Source organism: Mammaliicoccus sp. L-M44 (assembly GCF_022386355.1).
In the GTDB taxonomy this organism is placed as follows: Bacteria; Bacillota; Bacilli; order Staphylococcales; family Staphylococcaceae; genus Mammaliicoccus; species Mammaliicoccus sciuri_A.
Genome location: NZ_JAJNIU010000008.1, coordinates 70,206 through 87,738 on the forward strand (window position 1 = coordinate 70,206; position 17,533 = coordinate 87,738).

Genomic DNA, 17,533 nt, shown 5'->3' on the forward strand with positions numbered 1-17,533 from the left:
AACATAAAGCGTCTGGGACAGAAATGTTCTAGACGCTTTTTCATACTTTTAGAAATATGGGGGATGAGGTATATTTTAGATGCGGGGAACATGTGAGTGAGGTGTGACTAGCAATGTTGGAGGTCTGAATATTGCAAGTGGGGTGCGACAAGCAATGTTGGAGGTCTGAACATTGCAAGTGGAGTGTGACAAGCAATGTTGGAAGGCTGAATATTGCAAGTGAGGTGAGACAAGCAATGTTCAGGACCTTGTATTTATCAAGACTGGCCAAACAAGATAAATAGGAGCTCTGTATATTGCAAGACTGCCTAAACAAGCAACATAGAGCTCATCTCCCTCAAATTTCCCATATGAAAGAGACTGGAATGCAATATTCCAGTCTCATTATTTTATATGAATAATGTTTGTTTATTGATTTTGATGTATTGCTTTAATAAAGTCTACAAATTTTTCTCGGAATTGTTCGTTTTGTGCATGCATACATACTTCTACTTTACCTTCATCACTAAATTCTGTGTATGTACATCCTGCTGCTTGTCCTTCTGTTATGACAGATACATCGGCACGCTGTGTTGTAAACATTTCTGGATATAATAAGTAGAAGATTGTACATAAGTCATGAATGATATGTTCATGTTCTTCGCCGGCATTTACATCGTTGTATGAAGATAACATATTTATAATGATGTTTCCAAAATCTCCTTGTGTTTGAATGATATTTAAATCATCTTTATTGATCATAGTTTCTCTCGTTACATCAAGTCCACACATTACGATTGGGACATCTTGATCGAAAACAATTTTTGCTGCATGTGGGTCTACAAAAATATTAAATTCTGCAACGGGCGTAGCGTTTCCTCCAACTGCTGCGCCGCCCATTAACACGATTTGTTTAATGTTCTTTTTAGTTTCAGGGAATAGTGAGAATAACAGCCCTATATTTGTTAGTGGCCCAATTGGTACGAGTGTAATAGGTTCTTCAGAATTCAAGATAGTATCTCTCATTGCGATAACAGCATGTTCTTCTAGAATATCATTATGTAAAGTGGTATTGATTTGAGCATTTCCTATACCATTTTGACCATGTACATGTTCTGCTGTTTCAAGTGTATTAATCAGTGGTTTATCTACACCTTTAGCAACTGGCGTATTTGAATGAAAGTAACTTACAATATCTAATGCATTTTGAGTTGTGTGTTCAATGCCTACATTACCACCAATAGTTGTGATTAATTTTACATCTAATTCTTTACTATGTAGTGCTGCAGAAATCGCTATAATATCGTCTATTCCAGGGTCCGTGTCAATAATAATCGGGATTGTCATGTTGTTCGCTCCTTTATCGGTATGATATATATAGTATAACAAAGTACAATTATAATTACGGAATGAACGATTAATTGCACTTTTTGAAAATAAGACAGAAGGCAGAGTAACCTTTTAAAATAAATGACGTATTGTAAAAAAAGTATATAATGGTGTTAAAGGTTATGTTCATGCGTTTGCAACTTCAATTTGCTCAGGGTGCAAAGTAAAGTATCGGGATATTTTGAAGTAGTCGTTATATAGTAAACATAAGGAGTTGGTTGATATGAATATTGGAGCTAGAATTAAAGAAGAGAGAGAAATTAATGGATGGTCTCAAGAAGAACTCGCTAACAAATTACATGTCACAAGACAAAGTGTTTCTAAATGGGAACTCGGTAAAGTATATCCAGGTATAGATATATTGGTACAAATGAGCGATATCTTTGATGTATCTTTAGATGAGTTAATCAAAGGGGATAAAAATTTAAAAAACACGATAATTGAGACTTATCGAAATGAACCTAATCATAATCAAAATTATTATGATCGTCCGATGAATGGTTGGGAGTTCTTATCAAGATTTTGGTGGCTCGTATTTCCGTTTGGAGGTATTATAATAGGTATCATTAATGCACTCGTACAATAAACAGAAGAGGTGATGAATATGGATAAACATTTATATATAGCACATGGCTATACTGCAAACAGTAAAAAGCATTGGTTTAAATGGTTAACAGAACAAATTGACGATATAGATAGTAAAGTATTGGACTTTCCTAATTCATCAAATCCTGTGTTAGAAGACTGGAATAAGACTCTATTAGATGAAGTAGATATAACGAGTGGTAATAATGTAATCGTTGCACATAGTTTAGGTGTAGTGACGGTATTAGATTATCTATCTAGATATGAAGGAGAATGGAATGTTAAAGGACTTGTTCTTGTAGCAGGCTTTTATGAAAAGATTCCTAACTTAAATAAAATTGATGCTTACATGGATCAAACGCATGTAGATTTTGAAAAGATTATTAAACGTGTACCAAACATTGTGAGTGTCATAGCATCTAATGACCGTTTAGTTCCGCGAAATTTAAGTGAACGATTGGCAGAAAAGCTTCAATCTGAAGAGGTTATTGTTGAACATGAAGGGCATTTCTGTGATTCAGACGGTTATACTGAGTTTCCAGAAGTTGCTGAAATCGTAAATGATATGATTAATAAATAAAATATATACAAAAAAAACGCCCCTGGCTATTGCCGGGGGCGTTGGATTAATGTGTTGAATAAAATTTTAATACTGCTTATATATTATGCAGTTACCCATTGTGAAGCGCCTGCAGTGTTGTATAATTTAACAGCTGCTGCATCTTGTACTGATTCTGGAGCTTCTGTTGGAGATACACCTTTATATTCTGCTGGTGCTACTGAATCCCAAGTGCTTTGTAAGAATTGGTATTTACCTGCTGCACCTGAAGTTGGGTTAACAGCTTTTAAGTCTCCGCCAGATTCACGTTGAGCAATAAGTTTTAAGTGATCATTAACATTTACACTTGAACCTTCAGAAGCTGAAGATGAACTTGTAGATGTTTGAGTTGTTTGTGTAGTAGTTTGTTGAGTTTGTTGTGTTTCTTGTTTTGGTGCTTCTACTTGTTGAGTTGCTTGTTCATTAGCTGTGTTGTTTGCTGCTGGAGCTGGAGCTGGAGTTTGTTCAGCTACGTTTTCTTCAGCTACTGGTTGTTGTTGCTCAGCTACAGGAGCTTGAGTGCTTTCAGAGTCAGCTGCATTAGTTGCATGGTATTCCCAAGTAAAGTTGTGACCATCTGATTGGAAGTTATACTCGAAACCATCTAATGTGAAGTTAATGTTATATGCGCCTTCTTGAACCGCATGTTCATTAAGTTCTGGTGCATTAGATTGAGCTAACTGAGCTAATTGCTCTTTATTTACGTCCTGTTCAGCTGCGTCTGCTACTTGTGTAGATGCAACACCTGTTGCTCCGATTGCTACTGCTAATGATGAAGTTAAAAATGCTTTTTTCATAATTTTAAAACCCTCCGAATAATTTTTTTATTTATAGTATCTTTTTTAAGATGATAATTTCTTTGTTAGTTAAAAATTCTTCCCTAAAAATGGGACAAGACAACAATAACATATATAGAGGCTTTGTAAATTACAGTCAAATAACAAAAGATTACAATGTAGAAGAAATAATGTAATAATGAATTACGCTCGTTATATTTTGTAATATTACACCTAAGTTTACCAATTGTATACAATTGGATGATAAAATAGTCGGATTTTATATAATGAAATAGAATCCTTTCATGACGGTTTTGAAAGTAGATATATAAAATTTAAAATTCGATTTCATTACTAAGAAATAAGTTCGTAGAATAAAAATGTAAAATTTTAGATGTGTAAATTGAATCGATCATATTTTGTTTATGAAAAGTTCATAATATAAATTTGATGTTTCTTATAATGCTTCTATAGTTAGTGCGGGTATGTTTCAGCATGATTATGACGATAATAGACTGAATTATCAGTAATATTACTAATGCTATACCTACAATTCTCTTGTGTAATATTTTTGATATCATTGTAATATTGTTGTAACATTAAGGTGTACAATTATACTAAAAGGGAGTGATGATAATGAATAAAATAACTAAATTAACAATTGCAACAGGAATTTCTTTCGGAACAATTTTTGGTATTGTAGATTTTCCTGGTCAAGACGGTCATGAAGTTGAAGCAGCCACAACACCTTACTACACTTATAAAGGTTACACCGGTCATGACGGTAGTTTTATTTTAGATTCAGCTTTCATCAATGCTTTAGTGTATAAGAACGTTACAATGAATAATTATAGAATTGTTCAACCACAATCTTATGAAGGAAATATTTATACGCATAGAACTTCATACGATCAAACATTCTATTTCGGAGGAAAATATGAAGAAGAATATGCTGCAAGTGCTAAATTCCCAGTGAAAAAGCATCACATTTCAAAAGCACAAATTCTTAAAGCTTACGGAAATGATTATACTATAGAAGAAACTAGTAACGGAGATGAATATAGATTCCTAGTAGGCGGCAATCTTATCATATTTACAATAGATGATAATTACGTCACAACAGTTAATATTGGTGAGAATTTAAAATAGCATAAAGACATTGAATTATTATTTTTACAACTATATAATGAAACTAACTTAAACGAACGGAGGTGTTTTAGATGTTTCTTTTAGCTCATAGTTGCAGATTTTTCGTAATCGTACGCAACAAATTTGCGGATGTTCTTCCAAAATTGGCGGAGTATGTCTTTTTTGAAGAAAAATATAGCTATAAGGAATGTCTAACACCAGCTTCCTTATAGACCGATTTTGGAGGAAGCAAAATGAATATTATTAATATGTCTAAACTATCGAAGTCTTATACAGGTGATCTCATCTTTGAGGATATTAAATATGACTTAAATGAAGGAGATTGCGTAGGACTAGTTGGAAGAAATGGTGAAGGTAAGAGTACATTATTGAAATTGATGGGTGGTATCGAAGTGCCGACAGAGGGGCAAATAAGCTGGCAAAAGAACATTTCAATTGGATATTTAAACCAGTTACCACAGTATGAAGCAGATAAAGAAATTTATGAGTGTTTATCAGAAGTATTTAAAGAAATCAATCACGTCTCTCAAAAAATGAAATTTTTAGAAGATGAAATGGCAAATAATGCAGATGATTTAGAACGTTTATTAAAGCAATATGGCGCATTGCAAGAAACATTTGAAGAAATAGGCGGATATGAAAGAGATGCACTTATAAGAAGAGTTAGTCATGGTTTGAAAATTGATCAATTATTAAATCAAACGTGGGGGAACCTCTCTGGAGGAGAACGTACTAAAGTAGGACTCGCTCAAATATTATTGCAACAGCCTAAACTACTATTATTAGATGAACCAACCAATCATTTAGATATTTCTTCTATTGATTGGTTAGCAGATTTTATTAAACAATATAATGGTGCAGTTATGATTGTATCGCACGATCGATACTTTTTAGATGAAACAGTCAATCAAATATTAGAAATCGATCAAGGACATCTGCACATTTATCACGGTAATTATAGTTATTTTGTGAAAGAAAAAGAAGCACGCATTATACGTGAATTTGAAGCATATCAGACACAACAGAAGAAAATTAAAAAAATGGAAGACTCCATTAAACAATTAAGATTGTGGGCGAGTCAAGCAAAGCCACCAAATGCTGCAATGTATAAACGTGCGAAAAGTATGGAAAAAGCATTAAATAGAATTAAAAGATTAGATAAACCAGTACTAGAAAATAAAAAAATGAATGTAAACTTAACAGAAGGACAGCGTGTCTCAAATGATGTGATTGAATTCAAAAAAGTTTCTAAAATGTATGAAGATATACTATTCGAAGATATCGATTTACTTATTAGAAGAAAAGAACACGTATCCATTATCGGTAACAACGGTACAGGGAAAAGCACATTATTAAAAATGATGATGCATCAAGTAGAACCAGACGATGGAGAAGTCCATTGTGCTTCAAACTTAAGAATAGGTTACTTATCTCAACATACGTTTGAAAATATAGAAAATCAAACAGTCATAGAAACATTTAGAGATGTCGTGCATGTAACAGAAGGGCAAGCAAGACACATACTTGCACAATTTATGTTCTATGGAGAAGATGTATTTAACAAAGTGGAAAGTTTAAGTGGTGGAGAAAAAATGAGATTAAGATGGGCACAAATCGTTAACCAAGACTTTAACGTGCTCATACTTGATGAACCAACAAACCATTTAGATATAGATTCAAAAGAAACAATAGAAGAAGCCCTGTTAGAATACGAAGGTACCGTAATAGCCGTATCACATGACAGATATTTCTTAAATAAACTGTTTGATATAACGTATTTACTACAAGATAAACAACTCACAAAATATGAAGGAAATTATGATTACGTAAAAGAGAAGTTATCATGATAAAAATAAAGCGACGCCCGAAAAAGGCGTCGCTTTTCATATTATATATAGGTTTTGTAACGGTTTTGTATAGGATTTTGGACTGGCTAACGCTCAAGAGTGGAAAACAAGATCGTTAGAAATTCTAACGCTCAAGAAACCGAAACAAGATCGTTAGCGCATGAGAACTAGCGCAAAAAATGAAAAAAAGTCGCTCTAACGCTCAAGAGTGGGAAACAAGATCGTTAGAAATTCTAACGCTCAAGAAATCAAAACAAGATCGTTAGCGCAACATTTTTCATTTAACTTTAAAGTGAAGTAAATCTATTTATAGCTGTTTCTAAGATGATATCTTTTTCTAGTTCTTTTGGTGTCCATGGAATATAGTGGTCTACTGGTATACCTGTTTTTCCCATACTTTTACCTAAATCTACATTTCCGTCTTTAGAGTGTGGGACGCTTAATTTATATTTACCGTTAATATTGACAAACATAACATTACTATAATCGTTCATACCTTTAGTAGGTCTACCTATAATTTCAATATTTTTAAATTCATGTGCAAATTTTACAAAGTTATCTCCTGAACTTCCGCATTCAAAGTCCGCTAGTACCTTTACATCTGGACATTTTTCTTGAATGCCTTCAATCGTATCAGGTTCTGGATTGTCATTGATATTAACAAGTCCTTTATCATAGTTATCTTTATATAGATTTAAAATTGATTTATATTCATCGAGATCATCTGAATCTGGCATCTGTTTTATGAGTTCAGAAATTATATGTATTCTTTCATCGCAATATGCTTTTGTAAATCTATGATAATATGGCGTATCATCAGTTATTGTAATACTTTCACTTGTTAAATAAGGTAATAACTTTAAATAAGCTAAATCTGAACCACCGCGATTACCTCGCACATCAATAATAATTTGTTTCGCATTTAAAAGTAAGTTTTTATGCTTATCTATTAAGTTAGAGATTTTTAAATGATCAATAAAGTCGGTAAATTTTAAATAAATATAGGTATGTTTATTTTCGATAATGTATGATTGTTCAAAGAAATCCGGTTTATCCTTTTGTAAAATAGATATTTCTTTAGAATCGGATACGATATATTTATATTTTTTAAGTACGTCTGACCATTCCATTCTTTCTGGGTTACTGGATTTTAATAAATCATGATCATTTTCAAGTATATATTTGATTGAGTAAGAACCTAAATTATGAATAACAGAACCCGTTGGAATTTGTGGATTCCTGGAGTCTATCACATATAATTGATCATTATGTAATTGAACTCTAATATTTGGATAAAGTCCGTTAAGTTCAATTAATTTAAGATGTGAATCGTGAAATTTATTCAAATATTTAGTCATGTAAAAATAAAATTCTTCTTCACTAATATTAGAAATTTTAGATGGAAATTGTGTTATAAGTTCTTTCTTATCAAAGTAACCTGCATATTCATTAATGAGTTGATTTTCAATGATGTTAAATTCTTTTAATGTCATATGATGCACTCCATTCATTTTAATATAGTTGAATATTATTTTTTCCCTTCTCCCCACACTACATCTTCCTATGATTTCAAATAGTATAGACTGAATTCTAAGTCGTTTAATAAGTGTTCTTTCATGAGTTCTATTGCTGCTTCGGTTTGTCTTTTTTCTAGCATTTCTGCTATTTTTTGATGTTCTTCTATAAGACCTGGGCGCTTTTTATTGATAACTGTTTTGCTGAATAGGTATATATAACTTTTTAATTTACTATACGTATCTATTATAAAACTATTTTTTGTGGCGCTCATGATTTTTTGATGGAATTGATCGTTGATTTGTATAATTTCTTCTTCTGTTTTGTCGTCTCCGATTGTTGCATAACTTTTTAATTCTTCGATATCGTCTTGTGTGAATACGATACTCGCTTTTTTGATTGCGTGTGTTTCTATTAAAATACGCATCTCAAAGATATTTCGATATTCTTCTACTGTTGGTACATAAATATAACCGTCTCTTATGAAGTATTCTAATTCTAGCTGTTTTATAGCTTCTCTTATCGGTGTTCTACTAACATTATATCTTTGTGCAAGTTTGCTTTCTGTTATTTTTTCATTTTGTGTTAAGTCACCATTTATAATGTCATTTCTTATTTTTTGATATATAGATAATTCCTTATTTGCCATCGTTTTCACCTCGTTAACTTCATCTTACTATAAAAAAAATTGAAATAAAATGTATACATTTATTAAATTTTAGTATACAATACCTGTAAACGTTTACAGAAAAGGAGCATAAAAATGAAAATTGGATTTGTTGGATTAGGTATTATGGGTAAGCCAATGGTGAAAAACTTAATCAAAGCTAATAAAGATGTATTAGTGAATGATTTAAATAAAGAAGCTGAAAAAGAGGTTGAAGCATTAGGTGCGAAAGTTGTATCTATTGAAGAAATGGCTAGAGATGCTGAAGTGATGATTACGATGTTGCCTAATGGTGCTATTGTTAAATCAGTTTTATACAGTGGTGAAACGGCCGTATTAAACCAAAGTGAAATTAATGTCAAAATGGTTATTGATATGAGTTCTTTAACACCTAATGAATCTTTAGAAATTAGTAAAGTACTTGAAGAAAAAGATATTCAGTATGTAGATGCACCAGTTAGTGGAGGAGAACCACTTGCGATTACAGGAGAATTAGCCGTAATGGTAGGTTGTGATGAAGATTTATTAGAAGATATTAAAGAAGTACTTCGTCCAGTTTCTGGATCTGTTGTGAGAGTTGGTCATGTTGGTTCTGGCAGTGTTGTTAAATTGGCGAATCAAATTATCGTTAATACAAATATTGCAGCATTGTCCGAAGCGGTTGTACTCGCTAAGAAATTTGATATAGATTTGACAGAAATGCATGAAGCAATCAAAAATGGTTTAGCAGGTTCAGCAGTTATGGAAGCCAAATTCCCTAAAATGATTGAACAAGATTATAAACCAGGTGGCACTTTAAACATTAATTTAAAAGACTTGAAAAATGTATCATCAACAGCAGATACAGCAGGTTTAACGTTACCAGTAGTTAATCAAATTAAAGAAATTTATAAATCAGAAGTTGCACAAGGTAATGGTTTAAATGACCATTCAGGTATCATTCAATACTTCGAAAAAATAAATAATATGTAGGTGGAAATGATGTTAACAAAAGATTTAATAAATGAATTTAAGCATGATGATATAAACAAACATTTAGCAGATTTAAAATATAAAATTATTGTACTAGATGATGATCCTACAGGCACTCAAACAGTTAAAGATTTACCTGTATATACGAAGTGGACTGAGGAATGGATTGAAGATGGTTTTCTTCAATCCCATAATATGTTTTACATTTTGACGAATTCTAGAGCGTTAAATGAAGAAGAGACGATTTCTTTACACCAAGAGGTAAGCGCTAACATACAAAAAGTAGCTAATAAGTTGGATATACCTTATTTAATTATTAGTAGAGGAGATTCAACATTAAGAGGTCATTTTTATTTAGAACCTAAAGTGTTAAGTGAATCTAGTGACCAAGCTTTTGATGCTGTATTCTATATTCCAGCTTTCTTTGAAGGCAATAGATATACATATGAAGGCATTCATTACCTTAAAGAAGGCGAGCAATATATCCCAGTATCTGAAAGTGAATTTGCACAAGATACAACATTTGGATTTAAGTCTAAACATATGAATGACTTTATTAGCGAAAAAAGTAATGGCGAAGTTCAATCTGACGAAGTTTATCATATTACATTAGAAAACTTACGACAAAGAGATAAAGAAACGATTTTTAATGTATTTTCAAATTTAAATAACTTTGATCAAGTCGTAGTAGATGCTGTAAATGATGAGGATATGAATTTCTTTGTAGCTTGTTTGACTGAATTTTTAGCACAACATGATAAACGCTTTATCTTTAGAACAGCAGCATCTTTTGTTAAAGCAATTTGTGAAACACCTGGAGAAATTATCAATTTAAATTCTTATAAAGAAAATGATAATGGTGGCATCATTGTTGTTGGTTCACATGTTAAAAAGTCATCAGATCAACTGAAATACTTATTAGACCATTCATTTATTAGTGAAATAGAATTTGACGTTACGCAAATAGCGTCAACCAATTTACAAGCTTATGTTGATGACATTACACAACTCGTTGAAAGATACATTGATAACGGTGAAGATGTTGTCATTTATACGTCAAGAGATGTTATTAGAACTGAGAACTTGCAACATAATTTAAGTATTTCTACTGCAATTTCAAATAGTTTAGTATCAATCGTTTCAAATTTAGATGTACAACCGAAGTTTATTATCGCTAAAGGTGGTATAACTTCAAGCGATGTTGCGACAAAAGGATTAAAAATTGAAAAAGCAAAAGTCATCGGTCAAATTACACAAGGGGTTCCAGTATGGCTAACAGGTCCTGAAGCGAAATATCAAAATATACCTTATGTTATATTCCCAGGAAATGTCGGAGATGAAGAAACTTTAAGCAGTGTATATGAATTAAATCGTTAAATATATAAAGAGAGAGGGATTTAAATGTTGGGAGAATACTGGCCACTGATTAGTGTTGTAATTGGTGTATTAATTTTATTAGCGCTGATTATGTACTTTAAATTAAATACGTTTGTTGCTTTAATTATCACTTCAATGTTAACAGGTATTATTCTAGGTATGCCACTTGATAAAATTGTGGAAACCATTGAAAAAGGTATGGGCGATACACTAGGTCATATTGCGATTATTTTTGGATTAGGTTCGATTTTAGGTAAGTTATTATCTGACGGTGGTGGTGCAACAAGAATTGCAGATACACTGATCAATACGTTTGGTAAAAAATATGTAACTTTGGCAATGATTATTGCATCATTTATTATCGGGATATCTTTATTTTTAGAAGTTGCATTTGTGTTATTAATTCCTTTAGTGTTTACGTTGGCTAAAAGAATGAAAATATCTAATTTACAAGTTGGTATTCCAATGGCGACTTCAATTGCCGTTACGCACGGATTCTTACCACCACACCCAGGTCCAGTAGCGATATCAGAAGCGGTTAATGCCAATATTGGCGAAGTACTGATGTATGGTCTTATCATTGGTGTACCTTTAGCAATCGTAGTCGGCGGGATCTTCCCTAAATTTGCATATGCTATTGCACCTGTAGCATTTGAAAAGAAAGGGAACACAACAAGTATAGGTAAAATTAATGATTTTAGTAATGAAAAATTACCGAACTTTGGTATTAGTTTATTAACAGCATTATTCCAAGTTATTTTAATGTTATTTGCTACGGTAGTTCAACTTATAACTGGTCATGATCAAGAACCAACAAACTGGTTTGAATCCATCGTGTACTTACTTGGTTCATCTGTTACAGCAATGCTATTAGCTGTATTATTGGCGATATATTCAATGGGTATTAAACAATCTAAGAATATGACAACGATTATGAAATCATTTGAAGAAGCTATAGGACCAATAGCAATGTTACTTTTAATTATCGGTGGGGGCGGTACATTTAAACAAATCCTCATTGATGGTGGTGTTGGTGACACAATTTCAGAAATATTCCACGGTACAGAAATGTCACCAATTTTTCTTGCATGGTTAGCTGCTGCTTTATTAAGAGTAGCACTTGGTTCAACAACAGTAGCAGCAATTTCTTCAGTAGGTATTGTATTACCATTATTACAAGCTTCAGATGTGAATATTTCACTTGTCGTACTTGCGATTGGTGCAGGTAGTATATTCTGCTCACATGTGAACGATGCTGGATTCTGGATGTTCAAAGAATACTTTGGTTTAACAATTAAAGAAACATTCTTAACATGGACACTTCTAGAATCTGTACTTTCTGTATTAGGATTGATATTAATATTAATCGTCAATTTAATTGTATAATTTTGAAACAGTCTGGGACATATGTATATGTCTCGGCTTTTACTTTTTTCATTATTACAAATTAATGTACAAAACTTGTATTAAAAGGTAATATGGTAGCGATTACATTAATAAAGGAGCATGATTATGTGGATTGATATTACACAACAATTGACGAACAATATTGCACACTGGCCAGGTGATGAGCCATTTCATTTTAAACTTTCAGCGACTAAAGAAGAAACGGGTTCTGTAAATATTGGTAGTATTTCAACAAGCACACATATAGGCACACATATGGATGCGCCATATCACTTTGATGAAGAAGGTATCAAGATTCATGAAATTGACGTCAATCGTTTAATTGGCGATGCAACATTGATAGAAATTATGGATGAAACTTTAATCACCCAGGAAATACTCAAGAAATATGATATTAAAGGGACGATTATAATGATTAAGACTAAATCAGAAGCACATTCTGAAGTGTTTCCAGAGTCAGTACCTGTCTTAACAGAAGATGCCATTCAATATTTATCTTCAATAGAGATTAAAGTATTTGGTATTGATGTGCCATCAGTAGATGATATTGACTCTAAAACGTTAGACAATCATCATGCATTTAATCAATACGACATCATTAATATTGAAAATCTATTATTAGAAAATGTATCAGAAGGTTATTATAACTTCATTGGATTACCTTTAAATATAGTAGGTGCAGACGGATCGCCAATAAGAGCGGTCATTGCTAAAAAGGGGGAGTAGTTGTGAGCGAATTTCAAGATGAATCACTTAAAGGGGAAAGTGTGAAGACAGATTTTTCGAAGGACATGACGTATAGTGAATATTTAGGTTTAGATAAAGTATTATCAGCACAACATACATTAACAGATGCGCACGATGAGAAATTATTCATTATTGTCCATCAAGTATCAGAACTGTGGATGAACTTAATTATTCATGAATTAAATTCTGCAAGTGATGATATTAAATCTGATCAATATAAACAAGCATTTAAAAAATTAGCTCGTGTAGGTAATATACAAAAACAACTCATTCAAGTATGGGAAGTATTATCAACCATGACACCAAGTGATTACTTGAAATTTAGAGATGACTTAGGGAATTCTTCAGGATTTCAATCTTTTCAAAATAGAATGATTGAATATAGTTTAGGATATAAAACAACACACGCTTTAAAAATCTATGAAAAAGACCCAAATATATATCAGCAGTTGAAAACACAACTAGAACGACCAAGTATTTATGATGAAACAATTAAAGCAGTACATAGAGCAGGATTTAACATAGACTCCGAAGTGTTAAATAGGGAAGTTACACAAAATTATATGCGGAATGATTCAGTCAAAGAAGCTTTTAAAGCAATATATTTACAATCAGACGCATACTTTGAATTGTATGAACTTCTAGAGAAATTAACAGATGTAGAAGATAGATACAGTCAGTGGCGATTTAGACATATGAAGACCGTACAAAGAATAATAGGATTCAAAACAGGAACAGGTGGAAGTTCAGGTGTAAACTATTTAAAACGGGTTATTGACCAGAACTTCTTCCCAGAATTGTGGGAATTGCGCACAGAGTTATAAGTTGAGAATGGAAGTATAGGTATTTCCAGGCCGATAAAAATAAAATAGCGACCCGGAAATGAGATTTTCAGGCCGATAAATAAAAATAGCGACCCGAAAATGAGATTTTCAGGCCGATAAAAATAAATACCGGTCCAGAAATAGAAAATATGGACCGATAAAAAAATTTACCGATCCAGAAACAAAAATGAAGCTGAGGCAATGACCGTTGCCTCAGCTTTCTGCTTTCAAAGTCCTTCTAATTCTAGCTCATTTCGCTATCTTTAACATCTGTTATAAACATATGTCCTGGTGCGTGCGTAATCATGATGTCTGGTTTGGCATCTAATGCGACAGATTGTGGTGTTACACCGCATCCCCAGAATACAGGAACTTCTCCGTCTTTAATTGTTACAGCTTCACCGAAATCAGGTTGGTCAATGTTTCCGATACCGATTTCACTTGGATTTCCAATATGTATTGGTGTACCGTGTACTTCTTTGAAATGTGTTGTGATTTCAGTAGCTTTAATTGCTTCTGACATCGTCATAGGTCGCATGCTTACTGTAATGTTTCCTTTAAAAGTACCACTTGGTTCAGCTGGTATATTTGTGATGTACATCGGTACGTTATGATTTTCTTCTATATGACGTACTGGAATGCCCGCTTCAAGCAAAGCATGTTCAAATGTAAAGCTGCATCCAATCAAGAAGCTGACCATATCATCTGTATACAACGCTTTAATATCCTCGTATTCTTGAACAAATTTGCCATCTTTATAAAGTCTGTACAATCCAACATCTGTTCTAATATCCGCTTCTTTTCCATGTTTACTAAATGACGGCGATCCTACTTCGGATACATCAAGTAATGGACATGTCTTCGGATTTTTAAAGCAAAATTTCAAAAAATCATAAGCATATTTAGAAGGCAAGATGACGACATTTGCTTGGACATACCCTTTAGCCATCCCACTAGTTGGTCGTGTTAATGCGCCTTGTCTAATACTTGCTCTAATTTCCTCTGGTGATGCAGTTTGTAAATTCATGGTATTATCCCCTTTCTGCATGGTTCTCCTAATTATATCATTTAAACATTATTCCGAGCTTTCTAACAATCATATGGTAAAATATTTGTTGGTATGAACGTATAGAAAAGTAAAGAAACGATAGGTGTTTATATGTTAAATTTATTTGTCTTATTATTAGAACGTGTTGGTTTAATTATACTTGTTGCCTACATATTAATGAATACCACGTATTTTAAAAATATGATGGGTGAACGTGAAAAATGGTATGTAAAATGGCGATTGATCATTGTATTTTCATCATTTGCATTGTTATCTAATTTTACAGGTGTCGCGATACATAATGGTGAAATTGTATCGAGTATGATTTATTTACATCTCGGACCAGAAGTGTCACTTGCGAATACACGTGTGTTAACAATAGGCGTTTCAGGGTTAATAGGTGGACCATTTGTAGGTTTATTCGTAGGTGTGCTATCAGGTATATTTAGAGTTTATATTGGCGGTGCTGATGCATATACATATTTAATATCATCTATCGTCATTGGACTTGTCGCAGGTTACTTTGGGGCACAAGCAATGAAGTCAAAAAGTTATTTATCCGTGAAACAAAGTGCATTAGTTGGTGCATCAACGGAAGTTATTCAAATGATTTGTATATTGATATTCTCATCTCAAAAAGCAGATGCATGGGAACTTGTTCAACTTATTGCATTGCCGATGATTATCATTAATGGATTAGGTACTGCGATATTTATGTCTATTATTATTTCGACAGTTAAACAAGAAGAACAAATGAGAGCGATTCAAACGCATGATGTATTAAAGCTCGTCAATCAGACATTGCCTTATTTTAAAGAAGGATTAACAGAATCATCTGCACATCAATCAGCAAAAATTATCAAAGATCTTATGAAAGTTTCTGCTGTTGCTATTACAAATAAGACGCATATATTGGCGCATGTTGGTGTAGCTAGTGATCATCACACACCTGATAAGACCATCATTACTGATTTATCTAAAGCAGTTATTGAAACAGGTCAACAAAAAGAAGTCTATTCTAGTAAAGATATAGGGTGTCAACATCCGAACTGTCCTCTTGAAGCGGCGATCGTTATTCCGTTATATGTACATGATGATATTGTAGGAACATTGAAGTTATATTTTACAGATCATCATGATTTAACATTTGTAGAGAAACAACTAGCTGAAGGTTTAGCTAAAATATTCTCTAGTCAGTTAGAACTCGGTGCTGTTGAAACACAACGAAAATTACTACAAGATGCTGAAATTAAGTCGTTACAAGCTCAAGTTAATCCGCATTTCTTCTTTAATGCGATTAATACAATTTCAGCATTAGTTCGAATAGATCATGAGAAAGCACGTCAATTATTATTACAATTGAGTCATTTCTTCCGTTCGAATTTACAAGGTGCGAGAAACAATACGATTACAATTGAAAAAGAATTAGAACAAGTACGCGCTTATATTGCTTTAGAACAAGCGAGATATCCCGATCACTTTAAAATTGAATTTGATATACCTGAAGAACATTATTCTGCACTTGTACCACCTTTTGTTATACAAATATTAGTAGAGAATGCGATTAAACATGCGTTTACAAGTAGAAAAGATGACAATCGCATTTGGGTCAAAGTGAGTCGTAACCATCAATCGATTCAATTATGTGTAAGAGATAACGGACAAGGTATACATGAAGATAAAATTGCTATTTTAGGTAAGACAACGGTTGCCTCTCAGTCTGGAACTGGAAGTGCGTTAGAGAATTTAAATAGAAGATTAACAGGATTATTTGGAAATCATGCAGAATTACAATTCGATTCAAGTGATAAAGGAACGAAAGTATGTACGATTATTCCACACAAATATCGAGAGGAGGAAATGTAATGCATGCGTTAATTGTTGATGATGAGCCATTAGCACGTAATGAACTGAAATATTTATTGAATCAAATTGGTTCATTTAGTCAAATTGAAGAAGCAGAAAATGTTGAAGAAACATTGGAACAACTACTGTCACACGAATTTGATGTTATATTTTTAGATATTAATTTGATGGAAGAAAGTGGATTAGATTTAGCGAAGAAAATCAATAAAATGAAACATGTTCCGCATATTATCTTTGCGACTGCTCATGACACATATGCTGTACAAGCATTTGAATTAGAAGCAACAGACTATATCTTGAAACCTTTTGAGAAAGCAAGAATTGAACAAGCGATTAATAAAATTACGAATATCGAGACACAACAATCAGTGGAGCCGAAACCTGTCAATCACGATGAAGTCTTGCCTATTGAAATTGATGATCGTATTTATGTATTGAATGTAGATGATATTATTGCGATATCTGTCAACCAAGGTATTACGACGATTAATACGACTGACAATGAATATACGACAAACGAACCACTTAGTTTCTATGAGAAAAAGCTCAGTCACGCTAAATTTATTCGTATTCATCGCGCAAGTATTATCAATAAATGGCATATACAATCGGTTGAACATTGGTTTAATTCGACGTATCAAGTGACGTTGACGGGGAATATCAAATTACAAGTTAGTCGATCATATATGAAGTCATTTAAATCAGAAATAGGGTTAGTATAATTTTCAGAGCATAGATTTTGTAACTTAGAGGTCAATTATTGCATTTCACATTGAAAACGCTTTAA

At 32.7% G+C, this 17,533-nt stretch carries 16 protein-coding genes; 11 read left to right on the forward strand and 5 right to left on the reverse strand.

What is annotated here, in order from left to right:
• Positions 1 to 408: 408 nt before the first annotated feature.
• Positions 409 to 1,326 carry a nucleoside hydrolase gene (locus LQ611_RS06235; RefSeq protein WP_239703139.1) on the reverse strand — a complete coding sequence of 306 codons (918 nt, stop codon included), beginning with the start codon at positions 1,324 to 1,326 and terminating at the stop codon, positions 409 to 411.
• A gap of 265 nt (positions 1,327 to 1,591) precedes the next feature.
• Here LQ611_RS06235 and LQ611_RS06240 point away from each other — a divergent pair, with 265 nt between their 5' ends.
• Both LQ611_RS06240 and LQ611_RS06245 read left to right on the forward strand, forming a co-directional pair.
• A complete protein-coding gene (locus LQ611_RS06240; RefSeq protein WP_107633902.1) occupies positions 1,592 to 1,954 on the forward strand; it encodes a helix-turn-helix domain-containing protein in 363 nt (120 codons plus the stop codon).
• 18 nt (positions 1,955 to 1,972) lie between these two features.
• Positions 1,973 to 2,533 carry an RBBP9/YdeN family alpha/beta hydrolase gene (locus tag LQ611_RS06245; RefSeq protein WP_158258801.1) on the forward strand — a complete coding sequence of 187 codons (561 nt, stop codon included), beginning with the start codon at positions 1,973 to 1,975 and terminating at the stop codon, positions 2,531 to 2,533.
• A gap of 83 nt (positions 2,534 to 2,616) precedes the next feature.
• Here the strand turns inward: LQ611_RS06245 and LQ611_RS06250 are convergent, their stop codons facing one another.
• Complete coding sequence (locus tag LQ611_RS06250) at positions 2,617 to 3,348, reverse strand: transglycosylase family protein (protein WP_239709461.1); 732 nt, start codon at positions 3,346 to 3,348, stop codon at positions 2,617 to 2,619.
• A gap of 615 nt (positions 3,349 to 3,963) precedes the next feature.
• On the opposite strand from LQ611_RS06250, the gene isaB reads away from it, so the two are divergent.
• On the forward strand, positions 3,964 to 4,476 hold the full coding sequence (gene isaB / locus LQ611_RS06255; RefSeq protein ID WP_107590934.1) for an immunodominant staphylococcal antigen IsaB family protein: 513 nt from the start codon (positions 3,964 to 3,966) through the stop codon (positions 4,474 to 4,476).
• Positions 4,477 to 4,709: 233 nt separating this feature from the next.
• A complete protein-coding gene (gene abc-f / locus LQ611_RS06260; protein WP_239703138.1) occupies positions 4,710 to 6,323 on the forward strand; it encodes a ribosomal protection-like ABC-F family protein in 1,614 nt (537 codons plus the stop codon).
• 287 nt (positions 6,324 to 6,610) lie between these two features.
• Here abc-f and LQ611_RS06265 read toward each other — a convergent pair whose 3' ends face one another.
• Together LQ611_RS06265 and LQ611_RS06270 are read right to left on the reverse strand one after the other, a co-directional pair.
• On the reverse strand, positions 6,611 to 7,816 hold the full coding sequence (locus tag LQ611_RS06265) for a S41 family peptidase (RefSeq protein ID WP_239709463.1): 1,206 nt from the start codon (positions 7,814 to 7,816) through the stop codon (positions 6,611 to 6,613).
• Between the two features lie 68 nt (positions 7,817 to 7,884).
• A complete protein-coding gene (locus LQ611_RS06270) occupies positions 7,885 to 8,487 on the reverse strand; it encodes a GntR family transcriptional regulator (RefSeq protein WP_025906924.1) in 603 nt (200 codons plus the stop codon).
• Between the two features lie 114 nt (positions 8,488 to 8,601).
• Here LQ611_RS06270 and LQ611_RS06275 point away from each other — a divergent pair, with 114 nt between their 5' ends.
• From LQ611_RS06275 to kynA, 5 genes are all read left to right on the forward strand, one after another.
• Positions 8,602 to 9,477 carry an NAD(P)-binding domain-containing protein gene (locus LQ611_RS06275; protein ID WP_107590936.1) on the forward strand — a complete coding sequence of 292 codons (876 nt, stop codon included), beginning with the start codon at positions 8,602 to 8,604 and terminating at the stop codon, positions 9,475 to 9,477.
• Between the two features lie 9 nt (positions 9,478 to 9,486).
• Positions 9,487 to 10,854: a four-carbon acid sugar kinase family protein gene (locus LQ611_RS06280; protein ID WP_239709464.1), complete on the forward strand. Its 1,368-nt coding sequence runs from the start codon at positions 9,487 to 9,489 to the stop codon at positions 10,852 to 10,854.
• A 24-nt stretch (positions 10,855 to 10,878) separates the two neighbouring features.
• The gene (locus LQ611_RS06285; protein ID WP_239709465.1) at positions 10,879 to 12,240 is read left to right on the forward strand and encodes a gluconate:H+ symporter; all 1,362 of its coding nucleotides are present in this window, start codon (positions 10,879 to 10,881) and stop codon (positions 12,238 to 12,240) included.
• 126 nt (positions 12,241 to 12,366) lie between these two features.
• On the forward strand, positions 12,367 to 12,987 hold the full coding sequence (locus LQ611_RS06290) for a cyclase family protein (protein ID WP_107633906.1): 621 nt from the start codon (positions 12,367 to 12,369) through the stop codon (positions 12,985 to 12,987).
• Between the two features lie 2 nt (positions 12,988 to 12,989).
• Entirely contained in the window at positions 12,990 to 13,832 is an 843-nt protein-coding gene (gene kynA, locus LQ611_RS06295; RefSeq protein ID WP_025906919.1) for a tryptophan 2,3-dioxygenase, read from the forward strand.
• 244 nt (positions 13,833 to 14,076) lie between these two features.
• Here kynA and LQ611_RS06300 read toward each other — a convergent pair whose 3' ends face one another.
• Entirely contained in the window at positions 14,077 to 14,859 is a 783-nt protein-coding gene (locus LQ611_RS06300) for a putative hydro-lyase (protein WP_239709466.1), read from the reverse strand.
• 132 nt (positions 14,860 to 14,991) lie between these two features.
• Between LQ611_RS06300 and LQ611_RS06305 the strand changes: the two genes are divergently transcribed.
• Both LQ611_RS06305 and LQ611_RS06310 read left to right on the forward strand, forming a co-directional pair.
• Positions 14,992 to 16,746, forward strand: a complete 1,755-nt coding sequence (locus LQ611_RS06305; RefSeq protein ID WP_159316199.1) for a sensor histidine kinase — start codon at positions 14,992 to 14,994, stop codon at positions 16,744 to 16,746.
• On the forward strand, positions 16,746 to 17,468 hold the full coding sequence (locus LQ611_RS06310) for a response regulator transcription factor LytR (RefSeq protein ID WP_025906916.1): 723 nt from the start codon (positions 16,746 to 16,748) through the stop codon (positions 17,466 to 17,468). The genes LQ611_RS06305 and LQ611_RS06310 overlap by 1 nt, the downstream gene beginning before the upstream one ends.
• Positions 17,469 to 17,533 lie beyond the last annotated feature (65 nt).